This is a genomic window from Maribacter luteus (assembly GCF_009674825.1).
In the GTDB taxonomy this organism is placed as follows: domain Bacteria; phylum Bacteroidota; class Bacteroidia; order Flavobacteriales; family Flavobacteriaceae; genus Maribacter_A; species Maribacter_A luteus.
In genome coordinates this window covers 61,256-84,540 of record NZ_WKJH01000028.1, presented here as the reverse complement: position 1 = coordinate 84,540, position 23,285 = coordinate 61,256, and the positions used below count along the sequence as shown (strand labels likewise).

Sequence of the window (23,285 nt, the reverse complement as noted above, 5' to 3'; positions counted from 1 at the left end):
CAAAATCAGTATGAGGGTTATTATTATCTATTTAGTAGTGTGGTTTGCCGCTTTTGCAGTTCAGAAAGTCGCTGCTCAGGAAAATCAGGATTATCAACACAAGATTGAAATGCTAAAAGCCAAAAAAGAGCAAATTGGCCAACAGGAAAAGGAGGCATTGAAAATTGAGGTTGAGGAAATCAACAAACGGTACGAAAAAAATCAAATAAGCTATGAAGAGGCTAAAATCTTAAAGGAGTCCGTAGCTAAAAAGAGGGCATTGAACATAGAAAACCGCATAGCGATCGTGGATAACGAAATTCTCCTATTGGAGCGAAATGATGGCAATGTACTGGAAGCTGAAACTATCGATAGCACGGGTAATACAGGTTTGGCCATTAAATTGGACCTGACGAGAGGGGATGGATCTTCCTTTAAATGGGAGAAGCTAAGACGTAAGAAGAAAGAATTGAAATATGATAGACGAACCTATTCTGATTTTGTATTGGCTATTGGTCTCAACAATGCCCTAATCGATGGGCAGTCGATAAACGACTCCCCTTATAAAATAGGAGGCAGCCGGTTTTTTGAAATGGGCTGGTCATGGCGCACAAGGGTTTTTAAAAACACCAATTTTGTGCGGTTGAATTATGGGTTTTCTTTTCAGTTCAACGGACTTAAACCCAAGGATAACCAATATTTCGTTGCGGAAAATGGCCAGGTTGAATTGCAGGAGTTTGAATATGATTTAAAGAAATCCAAATTGAGAATGGATAACCTTGTTTTTCCGGTCCATTTGGAATTCGGCCCATCAAAACTTCATAAAACAGATAAAACCATACGATATTCTTTAAGGAACCAGTTCCGTTTAGGGGTCGGTGCTTACGGCGGATTTAATCTGGGTACCCGTCAAAAATTGAAATATAATCGTAATGGGGATAATGTAAAGGACAAATTAAAAAGAGGGTACAATACCAATGATCTGGTGTATGGTCTAAGTGCCTATGCCGGTGTGGAAGGGGTGTTATTATATGCAAAATATGATCTGAACCCTCTATTCAAGGATGCCTTGGTGGATCAGCACAATATATCCCTTGGCCTTCGTTTCGACCTTTAATTAAAATCGGCCCTAGAAGCTTTTGCGGAAAGGGCTTGTTTTTTACTGGCCCGTTAATTGCGATATTTATTCTATAAGGACTTTTCGGTTTAAAGCATCTTTCATTTCCTCTGTAAACTCCTCTTTATAATATACTCGTTTACAATGGGAACATTCGATAACCTCGCTTGTGGATATTTTAAAAAGCTTGATCCAAAATAGGTGAAAGTAATTGGAGCGGATATAAGCGGTAAGGGTGTTGGTCTGTTCGCAAAAACTGCATTTTACATTGGTAAGTTTTCGTATTTGCTCCTTTCCGGGGCGGGTACCGAAGAATAGAATCATATGCGTAGGATTGAATGTCTAAGATAAGCTAAAAATTGCCTATTTTTATTGGCTATTTTATTCAGCGAATGATTTCAAAATCGACCATAGACAAAGTATATGAAAGTGCCCGTTTAGAGGAGGTGATCGGTGATTTTGTGCAGTTAAAAAAATCGGGGTCCAATTTTAAGGGGCTAAGTCCGTTCTCCGATGAGCGTACGCCGAGTTTCATGGTATCGCCCGTAAAACAGATTTGGAAAGATTTCAGTAGCGGTAAAGGGGGTAATGTTGTTGCCTTTCTAATGGAGCATGAGCATTTTACCTATCCCGAAGCCATAAAGTATTTGGCCAGAAAATACAATATCGAGATAGAGGAAACAGAACGTACCGATGAACAAAAGCAAGAAGCTAATGAACGGGAGAGTATGTATTTGGTTTCTGAATTTGCCCAGGCCCATTTTTCGGAAATGCTATGGGAGTCCGAGCTTGGGAAAGCTATAGGTATGACCTACTTTAAAGAAAGGGGATTTACCGATGGGACCATCAAGAAATTCGGATTGGGATATTGTCTGGACCAATGGGATGGCTTTACCAATGCCGCTTTGGATAAAGGGTATAAACTCCACTATTTGGAGAAAACGGGACTTACCATTGTTAAAGAAGATGCCAATAACCCTAACAATCCACGAAAATTCGATCGTTTTAAAGGGCGGGTAATGTTTCCGATACATTCCATGAGCGGACGGGTGTTGGGTTTTGGAGGTCGAATTTTAACCAATGATAAAAAAGCGGCCAAATATTTAAATTCCCCTGAAAGTGATATTTACCATAAGAGCAAGGTGCTTTATGGCATTTATTACGCCAAACAGGCCATTGCCAAAGAAGATAATTGTTATTTGGTCGAGGGGTATACCGATGTGATCCAATTTTATCAAAGGGGCATTCATAATGTGGTGGCTTCCAGTGGTACGGCTTTAACTCCCGAACAAATTCGACTTATTAATCGACTCACTAAAAATATAACGGTCCTTTTTGATGGGGATGCGGCAGGTCTAAGGGCATCTCTCAGGGGTATAGATCTTATTCTTGAGCAGGGGATGAACGTAAAGGTCTGTACTTTTCCAGAAGGGGAAGACCCGGATAGTTTTGCCAAGAACAATGATTTAGAGGAACTTAGTCAGTATCTGCAAGATAATTCCAAGGACTTTATTCAGTTCAAAGCATCATTATTGGTTAAAGAAGCGGCCAATGATCCCATAAAAAGGGCCGATACGGTTAGGGATATTGTACATAGTATTTCCAAGATTCCCGATCGTATACAAAAAGAGATCTATATTCAGGAATGTGCCCAGATAATGAACATTTCAGAAGCTGTTCTGTTCAATACCTTGGCGCAGATCAGTAAAAAGGATATTGCAGATGCCACGAAAAAAGTAAAACAGGAACAAAAGGCTTTCGATGTAGTCAAGAATGATCCCGTACCCCAAAAAGTTGATGTACAATATGAATTGGAGCGGAAGATTATAGAGTTGTTGTTGTTATACGGCAAGAACCAAGAGAAATTTGAGGATTTGATATTGAAGGAAAATGAGGAGGGTGATCTTGTTTTAGAGCCCGAGTCGGTAGAGGCCAGGGTTTTTGAGAAAATCTATTTAGATCTTCAAGATGATGAAATAGAATTGACGAATCCGAATTTCAAGAATATTTACTACAAATTGATTGAGGAATTAAACCAAGCCGAGGATTTTACGGTCAATACCTTTATTGCTGAACTTGATCAAGAAATGGTGATTGAAATATCTTCTATTTTAATGGAAGAGGAGAAGTATACCTTACATAATTGGGAAAGTAAAGACATATATCCCAAAGATAAAAATATCGGTATATCCCAATTGGTAAGCGAAACCATATTGACCCTACGCTGTTACTTGATCAAGAAAAGAATGGAGACCCTGCAAAATAGCACGGAGGAAAATACCACCGATAACAGTGAGACGTTGGAAGAGATCATGAATTATTTGCAACTGAATAAACTGTTGAATAAAAAATTGAACAGGGTGCTGTCCTAAACTTAAAAAAAGAATAAGGGTGTAAGGGTAAAAAAAACCTGACCGATCGGTCAGGTTTTTTCAGTTTTATGATTTTTTTGAATTTAATACAACTCCAGAGCTTTGGCTTGTTGCAATAAATCGACCATATTGTCCACATTTAACTTTTTCATTAAACGGGCTTTATAGGTGCTAACGGTTTTTTCGTTAAGGTTAAGACCTTCGGCAACATCTTTGTTACGTTTTCCGCTGGCCAATAATTTAAGGACCTCGACTTCCCTTGTAGATAATTTTCTAAAGAATCTACGTGGTTTTTGGGTGCCTTCGTCAAATGCTAAACGTTGAGCTAGTTCGTTGGTAATGAACATATTGCCTTCACTTACCTTCTTGACTGCAGATATTATGTAGTCAATGTCAGAAGCTTTTGAAAGGTAGCCGAATGCACCGGCCCTAATTGTACTTAAGGCATAGACATCTTCAGATTGTCCACTGTACATTAAAACCCTTACATCAGGATATTCTTTTTTCATTCTCCTTAAAGTGGCTATACCATTTATTTCCGGGATGTCCATTTCCAACATAACCACATCAGGGGAAGTTGTTTCTAGCTTTTTGAAAAGCTCGGAGGTAGTTGAAACATCATCGATAACTTCAAATCCACTTGCATTGTTCAATACTTGTTTAACTCCCATTCTTATAATTGGATGGTTGTCAGCAATTAACACTTTAATCATCTTGTTACTTTTTTTCGAGAAATTCTGCCCATTTAGGTGTATTTAAATTATGACACACAATGTAGGGCTAAATCCTGTAATTCAATAAGCAAATTTGAATTTATTTGAGGAAATATGGTATTTTACTCGTCTTATGTGCTTGATTATTAGTTAAGCGGTTGTTTTTGTAGGCTTGGTTTAAGGTAAATGGGTAAAGATTTCAAATAAAATTGGAGGACGGAATCTACTTTTGTTTGTTTGGGAAAATACCTCTTTTGCATCACAATAATTGTCGATTACCTTTCTTTTGTTGCTCGTTCCCTATGGTATTTGGCACATAGTTGGCGTGCGCAATTACAATGTTGGGCTAAATGGGCGTTGTCAAATGCTAAGGGTCTTGATATGCGACTATGGTCATTGGGTCAATTCCTCTCGGTACGCCTATTACAAATTATCAGGTTCCACTTATATGGTCATGCGGGGTTCATTACTTGTCGGGGGCATACTCAAATACCTTTTTGATTTTCACAAGGGGATATTATTTGGTTAAAACAATTAACTTTGCCGATGAAAAATAGAGCCTTACTGTTTTGTATTAAAATTTAAAGGATAATTTTTTATATGAAAAAACCATTTTTTTTATCGTTGATGCTGGCCTTAACTTTCATGGGTTGCAAAAATGAGGACAAAATAGCGGAAGCTGTTAATAAAATACCATTGCAGCTCAAGGTTTCCAGATTCGATAGTGAATTTGCGAAAGCAACACCCGCCGATATTCCAAAATTAAGAAAAACGTATCCTTATTTATTTCCTGCGCCCGATAGCGTTTGGGTAGCTAAATTGCAAGATTCCCTACAGATAGAGCTAAGGGGGGAAGTGATGAATGAGTTTAGTGATTTTGATGCGGAGCTAACGGATATTGAAATGCTGTTCAAGTATATAAAATATTACTTCCCTAAAAGTGAGGTGCCTACTTTGATTACCGTTACCAATGATGTGGATTATGAGAACCGCATTATTTTGGCCGATAGTTTATTGCTTGTGGGGTTAGATAATTATTTAGGACCCGATCATAAGTATTATACGGGAATGCAAAAATATATTGCTGCGGCCATGAATCGGGATTTTATGGTAAGTGACATCGCAAATGCATTTGCCAATAAAGTGGTGCCAAGGCCTAGGGGAAGAACTTTTTTGGATCAGGTAATTTACTATGGTAAGATCTTGTACCTAAAGGATAAGATAATGCCTTTTCAATCCGATAGTCGAAAAATAGGTTACTCAGAAGATCAATTGGCATGGGCGCATGCTAACGAAGAGCCTATGTGGAGATATTTTATAGAAAGGGAACTACTTTACAGTACCGACAATAAGTTGGCATTACGATTTTTGGACCCTGCTCCGTTTTCTAAATTCGGATTGGAACTTGATAATGAATCCCCAGGACGATTAGGGCGTTATTTAGGTTGGCAGATCGTACGTTCCTTTATGGATCGCAACGACGTGTCCTTACAACAACTTTTGAACCTCTCTGCAGAGGAAATATTTAAGAAATCCAATTACAAACCAAATAAATAAATGGCAAAATTACATACATCGGAGATACGTTTAAAAGTGGGGTTGGATGAGAATCGGGTACCTGAAAGACTAACCTGGTCAGCTGAGGACGGCGGTATTGATAATGAAGAGGCAAAGGCAATGATGCTTTCTGTATGGGATAGTAAGAACCAGGAATCCTTGAAGATTGATTTATGGACAAAAGATATGCCCGTTGATGAAATGAAGGTGTTTTTCCACCAAACCTTGGTCTCCATGTCAGATACCTTTATGAAAGCCACCCAAGATGAAAAAATGACAGCTACCATGAAAGATTTTTGTGCGTATTTTGCTGAAAAGCTGGAATTGAATAAATGATCCCATAATAAGTTTGGGTGATTTCGAGGTTCATAAAGAGACGATAGGCCTAAAGCGTTTTCGAAATGTAAATCCAATCTTACCAAAAACCTTAAAAAATAGCAAAATTTAATATAAGATTGACTTGATTCAGTATGTGAATTTTAAGTAATTGTAGTACTTTTGAGGCTTGTTTTAGTTACAACAATAAACAATCGAAATATGGAAGACGTAGAGAAATTTGATATCGATGTTTTAGGTGAGGCTTTATATGATTCACCTTTAGGTTTAAGTAAAAGAAAAGGTGATGATATTTTTAATTTTGTTACCGATAAAGATAGGGTTTTACGGTACATTTCCTTGAATGACCATAATAATTGTGTAAAGGGTGAACAAGAACCTGTAGCACTTGAGAAAGCGGGCCCTAGGGAAAAGATATACTTCAATACTAAAAAAACAAAAGCGGCGATAGTCACTTGTGGGGGCTTGTGTCCCGGAATCAATAATGTGATCCGTAGTTTGGTCATGGGCCTTCATTATTTTTATGAGGTCAAAGAGATACTTGGTGTACGATATGGTTATGAGGGGTTAATTCCTTCATACGGGCATGGTTTTGTAGATTTAACTCCCGAGTATGTAAAAGATATACATCAATTTGGAGGAACGATCTTAGGTTCTTCAAGAGGAGGTCAAGATGTCGGCGAAATGGTCGATACATTATACAATAACGGAATAGATATGTTGTTTGCCATTGGTGGTGACGGTACGCTTAAGGGTGCCAATGCCATTGGTGATGAAATTGCTAAAAGAGGTTTGAATATTTCAGTAATTGGTATTCCTAAGACCATTGATAATGATGTGAGTATCATAGATAAAACATTCGGTTTTGAAACCGCATATCATGTTGCTAATCCGATAATCAGGGATGCCCATAATGAAGCTACGGGTGCGTATAACGGTATCGCAATTGTAAAACTTATGGGTCGCGATAGTGGATTTATCGCAGCCTCAGCTGCAATCTCAATGCCGGTGGTCAACTTTGTTTTGGTACCTGAAATGCATTTTGAACTTGAAGGTGAAAATGGATTTTTGGAAACCCTTAAAAAACGATTGGATGCCAAACAGCATGCGGTTATCGTGGTTGCTGAAGGGGCTGGTCAAAATTTATTCAATAAAGAAGGTAAGGAAAAGGTCACCGATGCATCAGGAAATGTTCAACATGATGATATAGGTTTGTTGTTGAAGAATGAAATCGCTGAATTCTTTAAGAAAAAGGATTATGAAGTGACCATCAAATACATTGACCCTAGTTATATTATCAGAAGTGCACCTGCGAATCCTGGAGATAGCGTATTCTGTAGTGGTTTGGCTTACCATGCATTACATGGGGCTATGGCCGGTAAAACGAAGTTCGTTGTAGGCCGGGTAAACAACCAATATGTGTATCTGCCCATTTCTGCAGTGACATCCTCGCGTAAGAAAATAAATATGGAGGGTGGATTTTGGTTCGCTGCCTTGGAGAGTACCGGGCAACCTTTCGAGATGAGATAATTTTCAATAAAGTATTACGGACCGGTATTTACATATGATTTAAATATCGGTCGGTACTGCGATCTACCCATACTTCATTATGTAAGCTTTTCGGTTTTATAAAGACAAAAAAAAAGAAAAGAAACATAGTGTTGAAGACTTCATTTAAAGGGGAATCAAATCAAGAAAAACTTGTGTTCGTTTACAATGCCGATTCCGGTATTCGAAATGCAATTATCGACAGTGCGCATAAAATCTTAAGTCCTGGAACTTATGATTGTAAACTTTGCGGCATAACGTTTGGTGTATTTGGCGAAAGGAAGATTTGGAAAGATTTCAGGGAAAAAGCATCCTGTGAAATGGAGTTCTTGCACAAAGATGAATTTCAAAAAAATTATGCTTCAAAATTCGTATATGCGTTCGAATATCCAGTGATATTGATCGCTTCAAATGAAAATTTTGAGGTATTCATTTCCAAAGAAGAACTTGAAGGTTTGGAAAAACCGGAGGAATTGATCCAACTGGTCAATAAACGGATTAAATTATGATTTGTTCTCTTCGAAATATAGTTGGTTAACTTCATCAATATACGCTAGAAGTTCGTCCCGTCCAATATTTTTAGATGATGAGGTGACAAAATGGTTTGGGGCTTCTTCCCAAGCTCCCGTCATTAGTTCATTTAAATAGTCGGTAACATTTTTTTCAATTGCTTTCGGTTTTAGTTTGTCCGCTTTGGTAAAAACGATGCTGAAAGGAATCATGTTTTCACCTAGGTATTCCATGAACTCCATGTCTATTTTTTGGGGGGCATGGCGCACATCGACCAAAACAAAGGCACTTACTAATTGTTTGCGCTTTAAAAAGTAATCCGTAATATATTTTTGAAAGGTCTTTTTATCCTTTTTAGAAACACGGGCGTAACCATATCCGGGTAAATCTACCAAAAACCAATTTTCATTGATTTTAAAATGGTTGATAAGTTGTGTTTTTCCGGGTCTGCCAGAAGTTTTGGCCAAGCTCTTACGTTCGGTCAACATATTGATCAGAGAGGATTTTCCAACATTGGATCGTCCAATGAACGCGTACTCTGGTAACGGCTCATTTGGGCATTTGGCAACATCGGAATTGCTCATCACAAAGTCGGCAGACTTTATTTTCATTTAAATCGGGTTTAAAAGTTCCGTTTTTCTAACCAGGCATCGAGTACTTCATTGAACTCGTCGGGATGCTCCATCATCGGGGCGTGTCCACATTTCTTGATCCAGAATAAATCGGAGTCGGGCAGTAGTTCGTGAAATTCCTTAGCTACATTCGGTGGGGTCACCGAATCGTTTTCCCCCCAGATGATACAGGTGGGAGTGTTCATCTTGGGCAGGTCTTTTGACATATTGTGACGAATCGCGCTTTTGGCGATTGCCAATGTTTTTACAAGTTTTACCCGGTCATTGACCGTTTCGAAAACTTCATCTACGATTTCTTTGGTGGCAACCGCGGGATCATAGAATACATCTTGGGCCTTTTTCTTTATGAATTCATAATCGCCACGTTTAGGGTAGCCGTCTCCCATGGCACTTTCGTAAAGTCCCGAACTTCCGGTAATTACTAGGGCCTTGACCATTTCCGGGTACATTTTGGTATGTAGCAGCCCTATATGCCCGCCTAAAGAATTTCCTAAGAGGATTACATCTTTCAGGCCTTTGAACTCTATAAAATTTTCAAGGTATTTGGCAAAACTTTTTACGGTGGTTTTCAGTAAGGGCATCCTATATATAGGGAGCTCCGGAATCAATACCTTGTAGCCTTTCTTAGGGAAATGCTCGGAAACCCCTTTGAAATTGCTCAACCCTCCCATAAGACCGTGTAAAATAATAATTGGGGTTCCTTCCCCTTTCTCAATATATCGGTATTTGCCTTCTGTGATAATCTTTTCTTCCATTGAGAATACTTCTGGTCTGAATTGACAAATATAGGCAATTCCTTATTGATTTGTCTATTGATTGCACTAGTAATTAGTTGTTCCAAAGGCAGAATGCCTAAAGGTTTTTTTGAATACTTGTAGGGGAATTGTGTAAGCTCCTAACTGTAAATGGCTCTGAATGGAATGAATTTATTAACAAAGTGGTAAATAGTGGTAAATTGTGGTAATAAATTCTATATATTTGAGTTCTATATAGGAAAACCGACCGTTTAGGGTGATAAATTTTAACGAAGCATATTATTGTAAAGCTGATGCCAAAGGTAGGGTAATGATACCGTCTGCCCTTAAAAATAGGCTGTTACCTGTTTTAAAAGAGGGCTTTGTTTTAAAGCGTTCGGTCAGTGGTGCCTGTTTGGAGCTTTGGCCAATGTCCCAATGGGACGATATGATGCTGAAGATCAAAAAGTTAAATCGCTTTGTTAAAAAGAACAATGATTTCATACGCATTTTCATGGCAGGGGTCAAAGAGGTAGAGATCGATAGTGCGGGAAGGTTGTTGATTCCTAAAAATCTAATGTCGATAGCGGGTATAGTGAAAGAGATCGCTTTGAGTCCGTCTGTTGATATTATTGAAATATGGGATAAGGATAGTTATGAAAAGGCTATTGAGATTACAGATGAGGAATTCGAGGTCTTGGCAGAGGATGTGATGGGTGGCTTTGATGAAAACATTCCCGATGTATCATAATCCCGTACTTCTAAAAGCGTCCGTTGATGGGCTTGGAATAAAGGCCGATGGCGTTTATGTAGATGTCACCTACGGAGGTGGGGGCCATTCGAAAGAGATATTGAAAAGATTGGGACCAAAAGGTAGGTTGTTCGCCTTTGACCAGGATGAAGAGGCTTTGGAAAATAAGGTCGATGATGATAGGTTAACGCTTATCAACGAGAATTTTAGATATATAAAGCAGTTTTTAAAGTTCTATGGCATTCGGAAAGTAGATGGTATCCTAGCTGATTTTGGGGTTTCGTCACATCAGTTCGATAAGGCTGAGCGAGGGTTTTCCACTCGTTTTGATGCTGATTTGGATATGAGGATGAGTCAAAAAGGAATTGTTTCGGCCTATGATGTGGTGAATTCCTACTCCTATGATGATCTAAGAAGGGTATTGTTTCAATATGGTGATTTACGTAACGCAAATGCCATGGCCAATACCATTATAATGAGTAGGGAAGAGGCTCCGATTAAGACATCGGCCCAATTAAAGGAGGTATTAGGAAGATTTTTGCCAAAGCATAAGGAGCATAAGATCCTGGCGCAAATTTATCAGGCCATCCGTATTGAGGTGAACCAAGAGATCGAGGTCATAAAGGAGTTTTTGATGCAGGTGCCTGAGTTGTTGAATCCAGGTGGAAGGCTAAGTGTTATTAGTTATCATTCTTTGGAGGACCGATTGGTGAAACGTTTCATTAGGTCGGGGTTGTTCGAAGGGGAGCCGGAAAAGGATTTTTATGGGAATGTAGATGTGCCCTTGAAAAAAGTAGGGGGGTTAATAGTGCCGTCGAAAGAAGAAATTGCAACGAATAATAGGGCGCGAAGTGCAAAATTGCGAATAGCGGAACGCATATAACAATACGATGAGAAAAGGAATATTAGATGTACTGAAAGGTAAGTTTTTGGTGAGCGGGGACGCCCCAAAACACTGGTTGTTCATAATATTCGTCTCGTTTTTGGCAACGGTGATGATAGGGAGTTCGCATAGTGCCGATAAAAAAGTACATCAGATAGCCGCTTTGAATGAAGAAGTAAAGGAATTGCGTAGCGAATTCGTTGACCTTAGGTCAGATGTTCAGCGTTTAAAATTGGAATCTACGATAACAAAAATTGTTGAAGGGAAGGGTTTGTATCCTTCAGAAACACCACCAAAAAAAATAAAAGTAAAATCAATTAAGGAGTAATGGCGGTTACCGAAAAGAGAATATTGAACAGGTTATATGTTGTGGCGGGATTCCTATTCCTGTTCGCATGTGCCGTGCTCTTTAAACTGGTAAGCATACAGATGGTCGACGGTAATAAATATCGTGATTTAGCGCATAAAAGAACAGAAAAAATGTTCACTATTGCTCCAAACCGTGGTAATCTGTATTCCGATGACGGTAGTCTTTTGGCCACTTCGGTTTCAAAGTATACGATTCGTTTTGATGCTGTGACCGTTAGCGATGCCGATTTTAAGGCAAATGTAAAACCCTTGGCCGAAGCTTTGTCGAAACTTACGGGGAAAACTTCTTCCCATTACCAACAGCTCTTGCGAAAAGCCAAGGCCAATAAAAACAGATACACCCTTTTGGTGAGAAATCTTGATTATTCCGATTATATGGATGTGAAGGATTTTCCACTGTTGCGTAAAGGTCCGTATAAAGGAGGTTTGATCGTAGAACAAAAAACGGTTCGGGAACATCCTTTGGGTAAAATTGCCGAGCGTAGCGTTGGTTACGAGCGTAAAGATGAAAACGGTTATTACACCAGAGTTGGGTTAGAGGGTGCTTTTGGCCAATATTTAAGAGGGGTTGAAGGTAAGCGATTAAAGCAGAAAATAGCTAAGGGCCAATGGAAACCTATAGGAATGGATAACATTGTAGAGCCAAAAGATGGTTACGATGTGATCTCAACCATAGATATCAATATCCAGGACATTGCCCATCACGCCTTGTTGCGACAATTGGAACACTATAAGGCCGAACACGGAACCGTAATCGTTATGGAAACAAAAACGGGTGAAGTCAAGGCAATTTCCAATTTAGGAAGAACGAAAGAAGGTAAATATTATGAGCGATTGAACTACGCTATTGGTGAATCCCATGAGCCGGGATCTACATTTAAACTAATGAGTTTGGTTGCTGCATTGGAAGATAAAGTAATAGATACCAGCTCCGTAATCGATACGGAGAAAGGGTATTGGAAAATATATAACCATAGGGTCAGGGATTCCAAACACGGGGGATACGGCAAAATTTCAATGGCAAAAGCTTTTGAGGTTTCCTCGAATACAGCATTTGCAAAGACCATTCACAATGGTTATAAAGATGAGCCTTCGAAATATGTAAATCGTTTGTTACGTATGGGGATTGGCAATGAAATCGGCCTTCCTATCAAAGGTGAAGGGAAACCGGTATTGCGTTCTCCAGGAGATAAGGGTTGGTCGGGTCTTTCCTTGGCACAGATGGCTTATGGCTATGAGGTATCCATGACTCCTTTACAGGTGCTAACCTTTTACAATGCCATTGCAAATGATGGGGAAATGGTGAAGCCTAGGTTGATCAAAGAGGTAAAAGAATGGGATAGGACGGTTCTGAAATTTGAGAAAGAGGTGATCAATCCGTCAATATGCTCTAAGGAAACGGTTGAAAAAGTGCAGCAGTTGTTGAAAGATGTGGTAGAGAAAAAACATGGGACAGGACATCGATTGTATTCGCCGAATTTTTCCATGGCAGGTAAAACCGGTACGGCACAAAAGAATTACGTTTCAAAGGACCCTGATAAACTAAGGTATATTTCAACCTTTGCAGGATATTTTCCGGCTGAACAGCCTAAGTACTCCTGTATTGTAGTCATACACGAGCCTGATAAAAGTGTTGGGTATTATGGGGCAGATGTTTCTGGACCTGTATTTAAATCAGTTGCCCAAAAAGTATATGCTACCAATCCTTTGATCGATGAGGTGGAAATGATGGGGGGTAATGATGGTCGATTGGAGCAATCGTATCAAAAGTACTTTGCCGAAGCACAAAAAAAATACAACAAAGTGCCCAATGTAAAAGGAATGAGCGGAATGGATGCCGTTTCCATTCTTGAAAACCTTGGGATAAAGGTAGAGGTTAAGGGTAACGGCAAGGTTAAAAAACAATCCATTTCCCAAGGAACGGACATAAATAAAGTTGAAAAGATAATATTGGAACTTTCGTGAATTTATTAAAAGACATATTATTCGGGGTTAGCCTATCCGCGGTTAGTGGTTCTACCACTATTATGGTCAATACCATTACTTTCGATTCGCGAAAAGTGGGTTTTGATGATGTCTTTGTTGCAATAAAGGGAACATTGACAGATGGTCATAAATATATTGAAAAAGCCATAGATTCGGGGGCGGTCTGCATTGTTTGTGAAACCATGCCCGGACAATTGGTAGACGGGGTAACTTATGTTGAAGTTGATAATGGAAATAAAGCCTTGGCTATCATGGCTTCCAATTATTACGGTAATCCATCACGAAACCTGAAGTTGGTAGGTATTACAGGCACCAATGGTAAGACCACTATTAGTAGTCTTTTGTTTCAATTGTTCAAAAAAGCCGGTTTTAAGGTAGGGTTGATATCCACCATAAAAATCATGGTCGATGATAAAGAATACCAAACAACACATACCACACCAGATGCTTTGACCATTAATAGGCACTTGGCATTGATGAGTGAAGAAGGGGTAGAGTATTGCTTTATGGAGGTGAGTTCCCATGGCATTCATCAAAAAAGAACGGAGGGCCTGTTGTTCGAAGGGGCGATTTTCACGAATCTCACCCATGATCATTTAGATTATCATAAAACCTTCGCGGATTACAGGGATACCAAAAAAACGCTGTTCGATAATTTACCGAAAAACGCTTTTGCGTTAACGAATATCGATGACAAGAATGGTTTGGTGATGTTACAGAATACAAAGGCAAGAAAGTTTACCTATGCCTTGAAATCATATGCGGATTACAGGGGGCAGATTCTTGAGAATCAATTTGACGGACAATTATTAAGGATTGATGACGATCAATTATGGACCAAATTGATCGGTAGTTTCAATGCTTACAACGTTTTGGCCATTTATGCTACGGCAGATATTTTGGGGCTAGAAAAATTGGAGACCCTTCGTTTGCTCAGTGAATTGGATAACGTTGACGGAAGGTTCCAATACCATATATCAAAAGAAAAAATAACGGCAATAGTAGATTATGCCCATACGCCGGATGCTTTACAAAATGTACTCGAGACAATCGGAACATTGAGGACTGGAAATGAAAACGTCATCACCGTTGTGGGGTGTGGTGGCGATAGAGACAAGTCTAAGCGTCCGGTAATGGGTAAAATCGCTACCCAAATGAGTAGCAAGGTCATTTTCACTTCGGATAATCCAAGGTCGGAGTCACCTGCTGTGATCATTGAGGAAATGGAAGTTGGGGTAGAACCCCAAAATGTGAAAAAAGTATTGTCTATAGAAAATCGTAAACAGGCGATTAAGACAGCTTGTCAATTGGCCATGCCCAATGATATTATCCTTATTGCCGGTAAAGGGCACGAAACGTATCAGGAAACTAATGGCGAGCGTGTGGATTTTGACGATTTCAAAATAGTAAGGGAAGTATTAAAAACACTGGATAAATAAAAGATATAACGACCAATAGGAATGCTATATTATCTGTTTGAATTTTTAGAAAAAGAATATCAGTTGCCAGGGGCAAGCCTATTTGGTTTCACCACCTTTCGGGCGGCTATGGCCATTCTGTTTTCTTTGATTATTGCCACTGTTTACGGTAAAAAGGTGATTTTATTGTTACAGCGAAAGCAAATCGGTGAAAGCATTAGGGATTTGGGCTTGCAAGGACAAGAGCAAAAAGCAGGTACGCCTACGATGGGTGGCCTTATCATCATCATGGCTACTTTGATTCCGGTGTTGTTATTTGCCGATATATTGAATATTTATATCATTCTTTTGATCGTAACGACTGTCTGGATGGGGGTTATCGGTTTTATTGATGACTATATCAAGACCTTTAAAAAGGATAAAGAAGGTTTAAAAGGAAGGTTTAAGATCCTAGGTCAAGTGGTTTTGGGGCTCATCGTTGGGGCTACCTTATACTTTCATCCCCAGGTAACGATGCGCGACCATGATAAGACCGTTATCACTAAAGAGTATCAGGTTGAACAGGTGAAGGGAGCGGATATTAAATCCACTAGGACAACGGTTCCTTTTATAAAGAACAATGAATTCGATTATGGTAACCTCATAGCTTGGGCAGGTGAAGGCGCCAAGGATTATGTGTGGTTGATTTTCATTCCTATGATCATTTTGATCGTTACGGCAGTATCGAACGGCGCAAATCTAACCGATGGCATAGATGGTTTGGCGGCAGGTACCTCGGCAATAATCGTTTTTACCTTGGGTATTTTCACTTGGGTCTCGGGTAATATTATTTTTTCCGATTATCTCGATATCATGTATATCACTGGGGTTGGCGAGTTGCTGGTATTCGTAACGGCATTTGTAGGGGCCTTGGTAGGCTTTTTATGGTATAACGCTTTCCCGGCAACCGTTTTTATGGGGGATACGGGAAGTTTGACCATCGGGGGTGTAATTGCGGTAATTGCCATTATTATACGAAAAGAATTATTGATACCCGTTTTATGTGGAATCTTCTTTGCCGAATCGATCTCGGTAATGTTGCAAGTCGGGTATTTCAAATACACCAAGAAAAAGTTAGGGGAAGGCAAAAGGGTGTTCTTAATGGCACCATTACATCATCATTATCAGAAAAGGGGATATCATGAAAGCAAAATAGTAACCCGTTTCTGGATTGTAGGTATTATGCTGGCAATTATAACGATTGTTACCCTTAAAGTAAGATAAATGGCACGCTTGGTTATCCTTGGAGGAGGTGAAAGTGGAGTAGGTACTGCCATTTTAGGGTTGAAAAAAGGATATGGGATCTTTGTTTCCGATAAAGGGGAAATAAAGGAAAAGTATAAAAAAGTTCTTGAACATTATGGGATTGATTGGGAAGAAAAAGCACATACCGAAGCAAAGATCTTAAATGCGGATGTGGTCATGAAAAGTCCAGGGATACCTGACACGGTTCCTTTGGTTCTTTTATTGAAGGAGAAGGGGATTCCTGTAATCTCCGAGATTGAATTTGCGGCGCGGTTTACCGATGCACGAATCATTGGGATTACGGGGAGTAACGGTAAAACCACTACGACCATGCTTACCAACCATATTTTGAAAGAAGGTGGGCTGAGCGTTGGTATGGCGGGCAATATTGGGGATAGTTTCGCAAAGATGGTGGCTGAAAAGGAGTATGGAAATTATGTATTGGAGATAAGTAGTTTTCAGCTGGACGGTATAGTGGATTTTAAACCACATGTGGCCATTATAACGAATATTACACCAGACCATTTGGATCGCTACGATTATAAATTCGAAAACTATGTAGCATCTAAGTTCAGGATAACGGAGAACCAAGAGTCGGACGATTATCTTATTTATGACGCCGATGACGAAGTAATCGTGAATTGGTTGGCAAAACACCCGGTTAAATCCATATTAATGCCATTTTCTATTGAAAAGGAAATGGGGCAAGGGGCATTTTTAAAGAATGGGGAAATAGTATTAAAGATTAATAACGAGACAATAAAAATGAAAGAGAGCACACTGGCACTGGAAGGAAAACACAATGTAAAGAATACAATGGCTTCATCATTGGCGGCCAAACTTGTCGGAATCCGAAAGCAGACCATTCGTGAGTGTGTCGCCAATTTCCAAGGCGCCGAACACAGATTGGAGAAGGTGTTGAAAATACAACACGTTCAGTATATCAATGACTCAAAGGCAACGAATGTCAATGCTACCTATTTTGCCTTGGACAGCATGAGCGCGCCAACGGTTTGGATCGTAGGTGGGGTTGATAAAGGGAACAATTATAAAGAGTTGATGCCTTTGGTCCGTGAAAAGGTAAAGGCTATTATCTGCCTAGGTAGCGATAATTCCAAAATCGTGGATGCTTTTGGTAATGTTGTAGATCTTTTGGTAGAAACATATGCTATGGAAGAGGCAGTAAAAGTTGCCTATAAAATCGCAGAACGCGGGGATACCGTATTGTTGTCACCGGCCTGTGCAAGTTTTGACCTGTTCAAGAATTATGAAGACAGGGGTAATCAATTTAAAGAAGCCATTAAAAATTTATAGAAGTGCTTAAATTTTTAAAAAATATCGAAGGGGATAAAGCCATTTGGGCCGTTGTGGCACTGTTGGCCTTGTTTTCGTTTTTGCCGGTCTATAGTGCCAGTAGTAATTTGGTCTATGTAGTTGGTAACGGTACTACTGGAGGGCATTTGGTAAAACATGCCTTTCTGTTGTTTTTAGGTTTCGGTATTATTTACGGGGTGCATAAAATACCGGTGCATTTCTTTAAGGGTCTTTCTTTGATTGCCATGCCTATCGTTTTGGTTTTGCTGATATTCACCATGGCTCAGGGTACTACGATAGATGGTGCCAATGCAAGTAGATGGATTCGGATTCCCTTAGTGGGTTTTACTTTTCAGACCTCTAATCTGGCGGCAGTGGTTTTAATGATATATGTCGCTCGTTACTTAACCAAGATCAAGGACAGTGAAATTACTTTTCAAGAGAGTATCCTTCCACTATGGTTTCCGGTTTTTCTTGTCATAATATTGATTTTACCTGCTAACTTTTCTACGGCCGCAATCATGTTTTCCATGGTATTGTTGTTGTGTTTCTTAGGTGGGTATCCCATAAAATATTTAATAGGCATAATCGGTACGGGCATATTATGTCTAACCCTCTTTGTTTTAACGGCGAAAGCGGCTCCTGACTTGTTTCCTAACCGCGTGGATACTTGGATAAGTAGGGTTGAGAATTTTGCTAATCCTGAGGATACGGAAGCCGATTATCAGATTGAAAGGGCCAAAATTGCCGTAGCATCAGGTGGTGTTTTTGGTAAGGGGGCCGGAAAAAGTGTTCAAAAGAATTTTTTACCACAAAGTTCTTCGGATTTCATCTATGCGATAATTGTTGAGGAATACGGATTACTTGGAGGCTTTGTGCTTATGTTTTTCTATATGTTGTTGTTGTTCCGTATCGTGGTGGTCGCCAATGCCAATCGTACCATATTTGGCAAGTTGTTGGTATTAGGTGTGGGCTTGCCCATCGTGTTCCAGGCCATGATCAATATGGCAGTGGCGGTAGAACTGTTCCCGGTAACGGGGCAAACCTTGCCATTAATAAGTAGCGGTGGTACTTCCAGTTGGATGACATGTTTGGCCATCGGGATAATACTAAGTGCAAGTAGAAAGAGTGAAGAGATAGAGGAGAATCATATTGAAATGGATGACACCAATCCCTTAGAGATATTAAGCGGACAATTATAAAAAGGATATGAACTCAAAAGAACAATCTATGACAGATGGGAAGAACCCTGATCAAGTTCTTCGGTTTATCCTTTCCGGTGGAGGTACTGGCGGACATATTTATCCGGCAATAGCTATCGCCAATGAATTGAAAAAAAGACATCCGAATGCTGAGTTCCTGTTCGTAGGGGCAAAGGATAGGATGGAGATGGAGAAAGTACCACAGGCTGGGTACAAGATCGAAGGGTTATGGATATCAGGGTTGCAAAGGAAACTGACCCTTAAAAATTTAATGTTTCCGATTAAATTGATAAGTAGTTTGTTCAAAGCAGGTAAAATAGTATCGAAATTCAAGCCACATGCCGTAGTTGGTACGGGCGGATTTGCAAGTGGCCCTTTGTTAAAGGTTGCTTCCGGCAGGGGAATACCGTGTGTTTTACAGGAACAGAATTCTTATGCGGGCATAACCAATAAATTGTTGAAGGATAAGGTGGCTAAGATCTGTGTGGCTTATGACGGAATGGAGGCATTTTTTCCATCCGATAAAATCGTGAAAACGGGAAATCCCGTAAGAGGTGATTTGGTTACCAAAGGAAAAGATAAAAAAGAGGCTTTGGACTTTTTCGGATTGCAAGCAGACCAACCCACATTGTTGGTATTGGGCGGAAGCCTTGGGGCAAGAAGAGTTAACCAATTGATCGCTCAAAAACTAGATTACTTTAAAGATTTGGGAATTCAATTGATCTGGCAATGCGGAAAACTTTATTTCGAAGAATATAAAAAGTTCAACTCTGAAAATGTAAAAGTGCTCGATTTTCTGAATAGGATGGACCATGCATACACTGCAAGTGATTTTATCATATCCAGGGCTGGTGCAAGTTCAGTATCCGAACTGTGTATAGTAGGTAAACCGGTATTGTTTATCCCTTCGCCCAATGTCGCTGAGGATCATCAAACCAAGAATGCCATGGCTTTGGTGAATGAGGATGCCGCGATAATGGTAAAAGAAAAAGATTTGGACGAACGTTTCGAGGGCGTTTTCTCCGGGATGTTCGGTTCAAAAGAAAAACAAGAAAAATTAGGGCTTAATATAAAGAAGTTGGCCATGCCAAATGCGACGGCTTCTATTGTTGATGAAATTGAAAAATTGGTAGCTGAATAGATGGATCTTAAACAAATACATAACGTTTATTTTATAGGGATAGGGGGCATTGGTATGTCTGCCCTGGCGCGTTATTTTGTATATATTAAGAAGAATGTGGCAGGCTATGATAAAACTAAGACCCCGTTAACAGAAGAGCTTTCTCAATTGGGTATACATATTCATTATAGCGATGACGTCAAGGCTATTGATGGGCGCTTTATGGATTCCCGTAAGACCTTGGTGGTTTATACGCCGGCTGTACCCGATAGTCATTCGGAATATCAGTACTTTTTTCAAAATGGTTTTACCGTAAAAAAACGTTCTGAGGTATTGGGTATTATTACAAAAGATACATTTTGTTTCGCAGTTGCCGGTACGCATGGTAAAACAACCACTTCGAGTATTTTGGCACATTTGCTTAATGAGTCGGGAACTCCGTTTACCGCATTTCTAGGAGGGGTTTCAGAAGATTTCAACAGTAACTTTTTATTTAAAGGTTCTGAGTATTCTGTTGTTGAAGCTGATGAATATGACCGTTCGTTTCTAAGGTTGTTTCCCGATGTAGCTTGCATTACCTCTATGGATGCCGATCATTTGGATATTTACGGAACCAATGATGAAATGGTAAGATCTTTCGAAGAATTTGCTGATAAAACAAAGCCTAATGGTAAGTTGTTCGTGCGTAAAGGATTGCCGATTGGTGGGTTGACATACGGTATTGAGGATGGATCCGATTATTGTATCGAGAACCTTAAAATAGAGCATGGGACCTATATTTTTGATTTGAAGACCCCGGAAACAACGTTGATGGGTGTTAAGTTCAATAAACCTGGGGAACATAATCTATTGAACGGACTTGTGGCTTTTGCTATGGCGATAGAATCAGGTTCTTCGCCAACTATATTGGCAAAGGGATTGGAAACTTTTAAAGGTGTGCAGCGAAGGTTTTCTTATAAGATAAAAGAAGGAGGCTTTGTTTTTATTGATGATTATGCACATCATCCTACAGAAATAAATGCTGTTTATCAAGCGATTTCCGAGATGCATCCGAATAAAAAAGTATTGGCTGTTTTTCAACCCCACTTATTCTCTAGGACCAGGGATTTCGTAGACGCTTTTGCCGAAAGTTTGTCAAAATTCGATAGTATCCTTTTGTTGGATATCTATCCGGCAAGGGAAGAGCCATTGGCAGGTGTCAATTCTTCTTGGTTGTTGGGGAAAATAACAAATCCGAAGAAAAAATTAGTAAGTAAAGAAGAGCTTATAACTGAGATAAAATCACAAAGTCCTGATGTACTGGTGACTATGGGAGCCGGGGATATTGGGTTAGAAGTGTCGAAAATCAAAAAAGAACTGGAAAATGCGCATTAATTGGGACTACATAAAACTGATAGCTCTACTGTTTATTGTAACAGGACTTTATGCGTTTTCAAACGTAAGAAGTAAGCAAAGATCGGTCAATGGGTTGAATATAGAATTCGTTGGTGATAACAATTTGTATATCACTCAGGGCATGGTTAATAAATTGTTAATACAAAAATATGGCCCCCTTACAAATGAGCCTAAAGAAAAATTAGTTTTGAATACTATAGAGAAGGTCATTGAGGCCAATGAAATGGTGAAAAGTGCCCAAGTGTATCTTACTGTAAATGGGGAGCTTACGACAAAAATCGAGCAGCGTAGGCCAATCGGAAGAATAGAAGGGGATTCTAAGTTTTATCTGGATGAAGATGGGAGACGTATGCCGTTTTCCGTGAGTCATTCTGCTAGGGTACCTATAATTACAGGAAAGGTGACGGGAAAAAGTCTTGAAGATGTTTATGAGATTTTAAAATACATAAACAATGATGACTTTTTACGTAAGAACGTAATTGGTATCCATATTGCAGATGAAGGGAAATACCAATTAAAGTTTCGTATGGAACAGTTTGTAGTGAACTTGGGGGGTGTAGATGGTTTAGATGAAAAATTCAACAACTTCAAGGCATTTTATACAAAAGCGAACAAGGATGAAACCTTGGAAGATTATAATGTTGTAAGTCTAGAGTTTAACAATCAAGTAGTGTGCACCAAAATATAAGTATGGAAATGGAACAGGGTAATTATTCAGTTGGGTTAGATATCGGAACTACCAAAATTGTCGCCATAATCGGTAAGGAAAACGAATATGGTAAAATTGAAATTTTGGGTATCGGAAGGTCAAAAAGTTTAGGTGTACACCGTGGTGTGGTCAATAATATTACACAAACCATAAAATCCATTCAACAAGCCGTAGAAGAGGCCGAGATCAATTCAGGTTTAAAAATCGGATCTGTGGTGGTTGGTATCGCGGGTCAACATATACGTAGCCTTCAACATAGTGATTATATCACTAGGGCCGATTCTGAAGAAGTGATCAATGAAGATGATTTGGATAGGCTTTGTAATCAGGTGTATAAATTGGTGATGCTTCCCGGAGAGGAGATCATTCATGTTCTGCCCCAAGAGTACAAAGTAGACGGACAAGCGGAAATTAAAGAACCCATAGGTATGTACGGTGGAAGGCTCGAAGCGAACTTTCATGTTGTCGTTGGGCAGGTATCTTCTATAAAGAATGTCGGAAGATGTATAAAAAGTGCCGGTCTTGATTTGGGTAAAATCACTTTGGAACCATTGGCTTCCTCAGATGCGGTTTTAAGTCAGGAAGAAAAAGAGGCGGGAGTCGCATTAATAGATATAGGAGGTGGTACTACCGATTTGGCCATTTTCAAAGATGGAATAATCAGGCATACAGCCGTAATTCCGTTTGGTGGCGGGGTAATTACCGAAGATATAAAAGAGGGTTGTTCGATTATCGAAAAGCAGGCAGAATTGTTGAAGATCAAGTTCGGTTCTGCGTGGCCGGGTGAAAATAAAGATAATGAGATCGTCTCCATACCTGGATTAAGAGGCCGTGAGCCCAAGGAAATTACATTGAAGAACCTTTCAAAGATCATACATGCCAGGGTTGTTGAGATCATTGAGCAGGTTTATGTTGAAATAAAGAACTACGGCCATGACGAGCAAAAGAAAAAATTGATCGCGGGTATAGTGCTTACAGGTGGCGGAAGTCAATTAAAACATTTGAAACAATTGGTCGAGTATATAACCGGAATGGATACTAGGATCGGATATCCCAACGAGCATCTGGCGGGTGATTCCGATGATGAGGTTGCTAGTCCGTTATACGCTACAGCCGTAGGTTTGTTGATGAATGCCGTCAAAAATGATCGTAAGGATTTGGTTTCCCATAAACAAGTAGAAGAACAGGAAGAAATGGTAATGGTCGATCATGATCAAACAGCCAGTACACCGACCCATAAAGGGGAACGGAAATCAGTATTTGATAAATGGTCCGAAAAATTGAAAGATTTCTTGGACAACGCTGAATAATCGGCGCGTAAAATATGAACACTTATAAAAACCAGTAATAAAAACA

The 23,285-nt window shown here is 39.6% G+C and carries 22 protein-coding genes; 18 read left to right on the top strand and 4 right to left on the bottom strand.

Annotation, left to right across the window (positions count from 1 at the left end; all coding sequences use genetic code 11):
• The first annotated feature begins 10 nt into the window (after positions 1-10).
• The gene (locus GJ691_RS16695) at positions 11-1,096 is read left to right on the top strand and encodes a porin family protein (protein ID WP_154368966.1); all 1,086 of its coding nucleotides are present in this window, start codon (positions 11-13) and stop codon (positions 1,094-1,096) included.
• A gap of 66 nt (positions 1,097-1,162) precedes the next feature.
• Here the strand turns inward: GJ691_RS16695 and GJ691_RS16690 are convergent, their stop codons facing one another.
• Positions 1,163-1,420, bottom strand: a complete 258-nt coding sequence (locus GJ691_RS16690; RefSeq protein WP_154368964.1) for a zinc-ribbon domain-containing protein — start codon at positions 1,418-1,420, stop codon at positions 1,163-1,165.
• Between the two features lie 68 nt (positions 1,421-1,488).
• On the opposite strand from GJ691_RS16690, the gene dnaG reads away from it, so the two are divergent.
• Positions 1,489-3,468 (top strand): DNA primase, encoded by a 1,980-nt coding sequence (gene dnaG / locus GJ691_RS16685; protein ID WP_154368962.1) that lies wholly within the window; start codon positions 1,489-1,491, stop codon positions 3,466-3,468.
• An 83-nt stretch (positions 3,469-3,551) separates the two neighbouring features.
• Here dnaG and GJ691_RS16680 read toward each other — a convergent pair whose 3' ends face one another.
• On the bottom strand, positions 3,552-4,181 hold the full coding sequence (locus GJ691_RS16680; protein WP_154368960.1) for a response regulator: 630 nt from the start codon (positions 4,179-4,181) through the stop codon (positions 3,552-3,554).
• 600 nt (positions 4,182-4,781) lie between these two features.
• On the opposite strand from GJ691_RS16680, the gene gldB reads away from it, so the two are divergent.
• From gldB to GJ691_RS16660, 4 genes are all read left to right on the top strand, one after another.
• Positions 4,782-5,738 carry a gliding motility lipoprotein GldB gene (gene gldB, locus GJ691_RS16675; RefSeq protein WP_154368958.1) on the top strand — a complete coding sequence of 319 codons (957 nt, stop codon included), beginning with the start codon at positions 4,782-4,784 and terminating at the stop codon, positions 5,736-5,738.
• Positions 5,739-6,074: a gliding motility protein GldC gene (gene gldC / locus GJ691_RS16670; RefSeq protein ID WP_154368956.1), complete on the top strand. Its 336-nt coding sequence runs from the start codon at positions 5,739-5,741 to the stop codon at positions 6,072-6,074. It begins immediately after the preceding gene.
• Positions 6,075-6,275: 201 nt separating this feature from the next.
• Positions 6,276-7,604, top strand: a complete 1,329-nt coding sequence (locus GJ691_RS16665; RefSeq protein ID WP_154368954.1) for an ATP-dependent 6-phosphofructokinase — start codon at positions 6,276-6,278, stop codon at positions 7,602-7,604.
• Positions 7,605-7,735: 131 nt separating this feature from the next.
• Positions 7,736-8,131: a GTPase gene (locus GJ691_RS16660; RefSeq protein ID WP_154368952.1), complete on the top strand. Its 396-nt coding sequence runs from the start codon at positions 7,736-7,738 to the stop codon at positions 8,129-8,131.
• Here GJ691_RS16660 and yihA read toward each other — a convergent pair.
• Both yihA and GJ691_RS16650 read right to left on the bottom strand, forming a co-directional pair.
• Positions 8,126-8,743: a ribosome biogenesis GTP-binding protein YihA/YsxC gene (gene yihA / locus GJ691_RS16655; protein WP_154368950.1), complete on the bottom strand. Its 618-nt coding sequence runs from the start codon at positions 8,741-8,743 to the stop codon at positions 8,126-8,128. The genes GJ691_RS16660 and yihA overlap by 6 nt on opposite strands.
• An 11-nt stretch (positions 8,744-8,754) precedes the next feature.
• Positions 8,755-9,519: an alpha/beta fold hydrolase gene (locus GJ691_RS16650; protein WP_154368948.1), complete on the bottom strand. Its 765-nt coding sequence runs from the start codon at positions 9,517-9,519 to the stop codon at positions 8,755-8,757.
• A 256-nt stretch (positions 9,520-9,775) separates the two neighbouring features.
• Between GJ691_RS16650 and GJ691_RS16645 the strand changes: the two genes are divergently transcribed.
• Genes GJ691_RS16645 through ftsA form a run of 12 tightly spaced genes read left to right on the top strand, consistent with a single transcriptional unit; the run spans position 9,776 to position 23,239 of the window.
• The gene (locus GJ691_RS16645; protein ID WP_179955161.1) at positions 9,776-10,249 is read left to right on the top strand and encodes a division/cell wall cluster transcriptional repressor MraZ; all 474 of its coding nucleotides are present in this window, start codon (positions 9,776-9,778) and stop codon (positions 10,247-10,249) included.
• Positions 10,239-11,132, top strand: coding sequence for a 16S rRNA (cytosine(1402)-N(4))-methyltransferase RsmH (rsmH, locus tag GJ691_RS16640; RefSeq protein ID WP_154368946.1), 894 nt, complete (start codon positions 10,239-10,241; stop codon positions 11,130-11,132). Before GJ691_RS16645 ends, rsmH begins: the two co-directional genes overlap by 11 nt.
• Before the next feature lie 7 nt (positions 11,133-11,139).
• Positions 11,140-11,460: an FtsL-like putative cell division protein gene (locus GJ691_RS16635; RefSeq protein ID WP_154368944.1), complete on the top strand. Its 321-nt coding sequence runs from the start codon at positions 11,140-11,142 to the stop codon at positions 11,458-11,460.
• Positions 11,460-13,466 (top strand): penicillin-binding protein, encoded by a 2,007-nt coding sequence (locus GJ691_RS16630; protein ID WP_154368942.1) that lies wholly within the window; start codon positions 11,460-11,462, stop codon positions 13,464-13,466. Before GJ691_RS16635 ends, GJ691_RS16630 begins: the two co-directional genes overlap by 1 nt.
• Positions 13,463-14,926, top strand: a complete 1,464-nt coding sequence (locus GJ691_RS16625) for a UDP-N-acetylmuramoyl-L-alanyl-D-glutamate--2,6-diaminopimelate ligase (protein WP_179955160.1) — start codon at positions 13,463-13,465, stop codon at positions 14,924-14,926. Before GJ691_RS16630 ends, GJ691_RS16625 begins: the two co-directional genes overlap by 4 nt.
• A gap of 21 nt (positions 14,927-14,947) precedes the next feature.
• On the top strand, positions 14,948-16,168 hold the full coding sequence (mraY, locus tag GJ691_RS16620; protein WP_154368941.1) for a phospho-N-acetylmuramoyl-pentapeptide-transferase: 1,221 nt from the start codon (positions 14,948-14,950) through the stop codon (positions 16,166-16,168).
• Entirely contained in the window at positions 16,169-17,503 is a 1,335-nt protein-coding gene (gene murD, locus GJ691_RS16615; protein WP_154368939.1) for a UDP-N-acetylmuramoyl-L-alanine--D-glutamate ligase, read from the top strand.
• Between the two features lie 2 nt (positions 17,504-17,505).
• A complete protein-coding gene (locus tag GJ691_RS16610; protein WP_179955159.1) occupies positions 17,506-18,705 on the top strand; it encodes an FtsW/RodA/SpoVE family cell cycle protein in 1,200 nt (399 codons plus the stop codon).
• 7 nt (positions 18,706-18,712) lie between these two features.
• Complete coding sequence (gene murG / locus GJ691_RS16605) at positions 18,713-19,846, top strand: undecaprenyldiphospho-muramoylpentapeptide beta-N-acetylglucosaminyltransferase (protein ID WP_246200212.1); 1,134 nt, start codon at positions 18,713-18,715, stop codon at positions 19,844-19,846.
• Entirely contained in the window at positions 19,847-21,199 is a 1,353-nt protein-coding gene (murC, locus tag GJ691_RS16600) for a UDP-N-acetylmuramate--L-alanine ligase (RefSeq protein ID WP_154368937.1), read from the top strand.
• On the top strand, positions 21,189-21,908 hold the full coding sequence (locus GJ691_RS16595) for a cell division protein FtsQ/DivIB (protein ID WP_154368935.1): 720 nt from the start codon (positions 21,189-21,191) through the stop codon (positions 21,906-21,908). Before murC ends, GJ691_RS16595 begins: the two co-directional genes overlap by 11 nt.
• A gap of 8 nt (positions 21,909-21,916) precedes the next feature.
• A complete protein-coding gene (gene ftsA, locus GJ691_RS16590; RefSeq protein WP_154369124.1) occupies positions 21,917-23,239 on the top strand; it encodes a cell division protein FtsA in 1,323 nt (440 codons plus the stop codon).
• Positions 23,240-23,285 lie beyond the last annotated feature (46 nt).

Coding starts and splice junctions, on each gene's coding strand:
- GJ691_RS16695 (WP_154368966.1), top strand. CDS start 11: ATGAGGGTTATTATTATCTATTTAGTAGTGTGGTTTGCCGCTTTTGCA.
- GJ691_RS16690 (WP_154368964.1), bottom strand. CDS start 1,420: ATGATTCTATTCTTCGGTACCCGCCCCGGAAAGGAGCAAATACGAAAA.
- dnaG (WP_154368962.1), top strand. CDS start 1,489: ATGATTTCAAAATCGACCATAGACAAAGTATATGAAAGTGCCCGTTTA.
- GJ691_RS16680 (WP_154368960.1), bottom strand. CDS start 4,181: ATGATTAAAGTGTTAATTGCTGACAACCATCCAATTATAAGAATGGGA.
- gldB (WP_154368958.1), top strand. CDS start 4,782: ATGAAAAAACCATTTTTTTTATCGTTGATGCTGGCCTTAACTTTCATG.
- gldC (WP_154368956.1), top strand. CDS start 5,739: ATGGCAAAATTACATACATCGGAGATACGTTTAAAAGTGGGGTTGGAT.
- GJ691_RS16665 (WP_154368954.1), top strand. CDS start 6,276: ATGGAAGACGTAGAGAAATTTGATATCGATGTTTTAGGTGAGGCTTTA.
- yihA (WP_154368950.1), bottom strand. CDS start 8,743: ATGAAAATAAAGTCTGCCGACTTTGTGATGAGCAATTCCGATGTTGCC.
- GJ691_RS16650 (WP_154368948.1), bottom strand. CDS start 9,519: ATGGAAGAAAAGATTATCACAGAAGGCAAATACCGATATATTGAGAAA.
- rsmH (WP_154368946.1), top strand. CDS start 10,239: ATGTATCATAATCCCGTACTTCTAAAAGCGTCCGTTGATGGGCTTGGA.
- GJ691_RS16635 (WP_154368944.1), top strand. CDS start 11,140: ATGAGAAAAGGAATATTAGATGTACTGAAAGGTAAGTTTTTGGTGAGC.
- GJ691_RS16630 (WP_154368942.1), top strand. CDS start 11,460: ATGGCGGTTACCGAAAAGAGAATATTGAACAGGTTATATGTTGTGGCG.
- mraY (WP_154368941.1), top strand. CDS start 14,948: ATGCTATATTATCTGTTTGAATTTTTAGAAAAAGAATATCAGTTGCCA.
- murD (WP_154368939.1), top strand. CDS start 16,169: ATGGCACGCTTGGTTATCCTTGGAGGAGGTGAAAGTGGAGTAGGTACT.
- murG (WP_246200212.1), top strand. CDS start 18,713: ATGAACTCAAAAGAACAATCTATGACAGATGGGAAGAACCCTGATCAA.
- murC (WP_154368937.1), top strand. CDS start 19,847: ATGGATCTTAAACAAATACATAACGTTTATTTTATAGGGATAGGGGGC.
- GJ691_RS16595 (WP_154368935.1), top strand. CDS start 21,189: ATGCGCATTAATTGGGACTACATAAAACTGATAGCTCTACTGTTTATT.
- ftsA (WP_154369124.1), top strand. CDS start 21,917: ATGGAACAGGGTAATTATTCAGTTGGGTTAGATATCGGAACTACCAAA.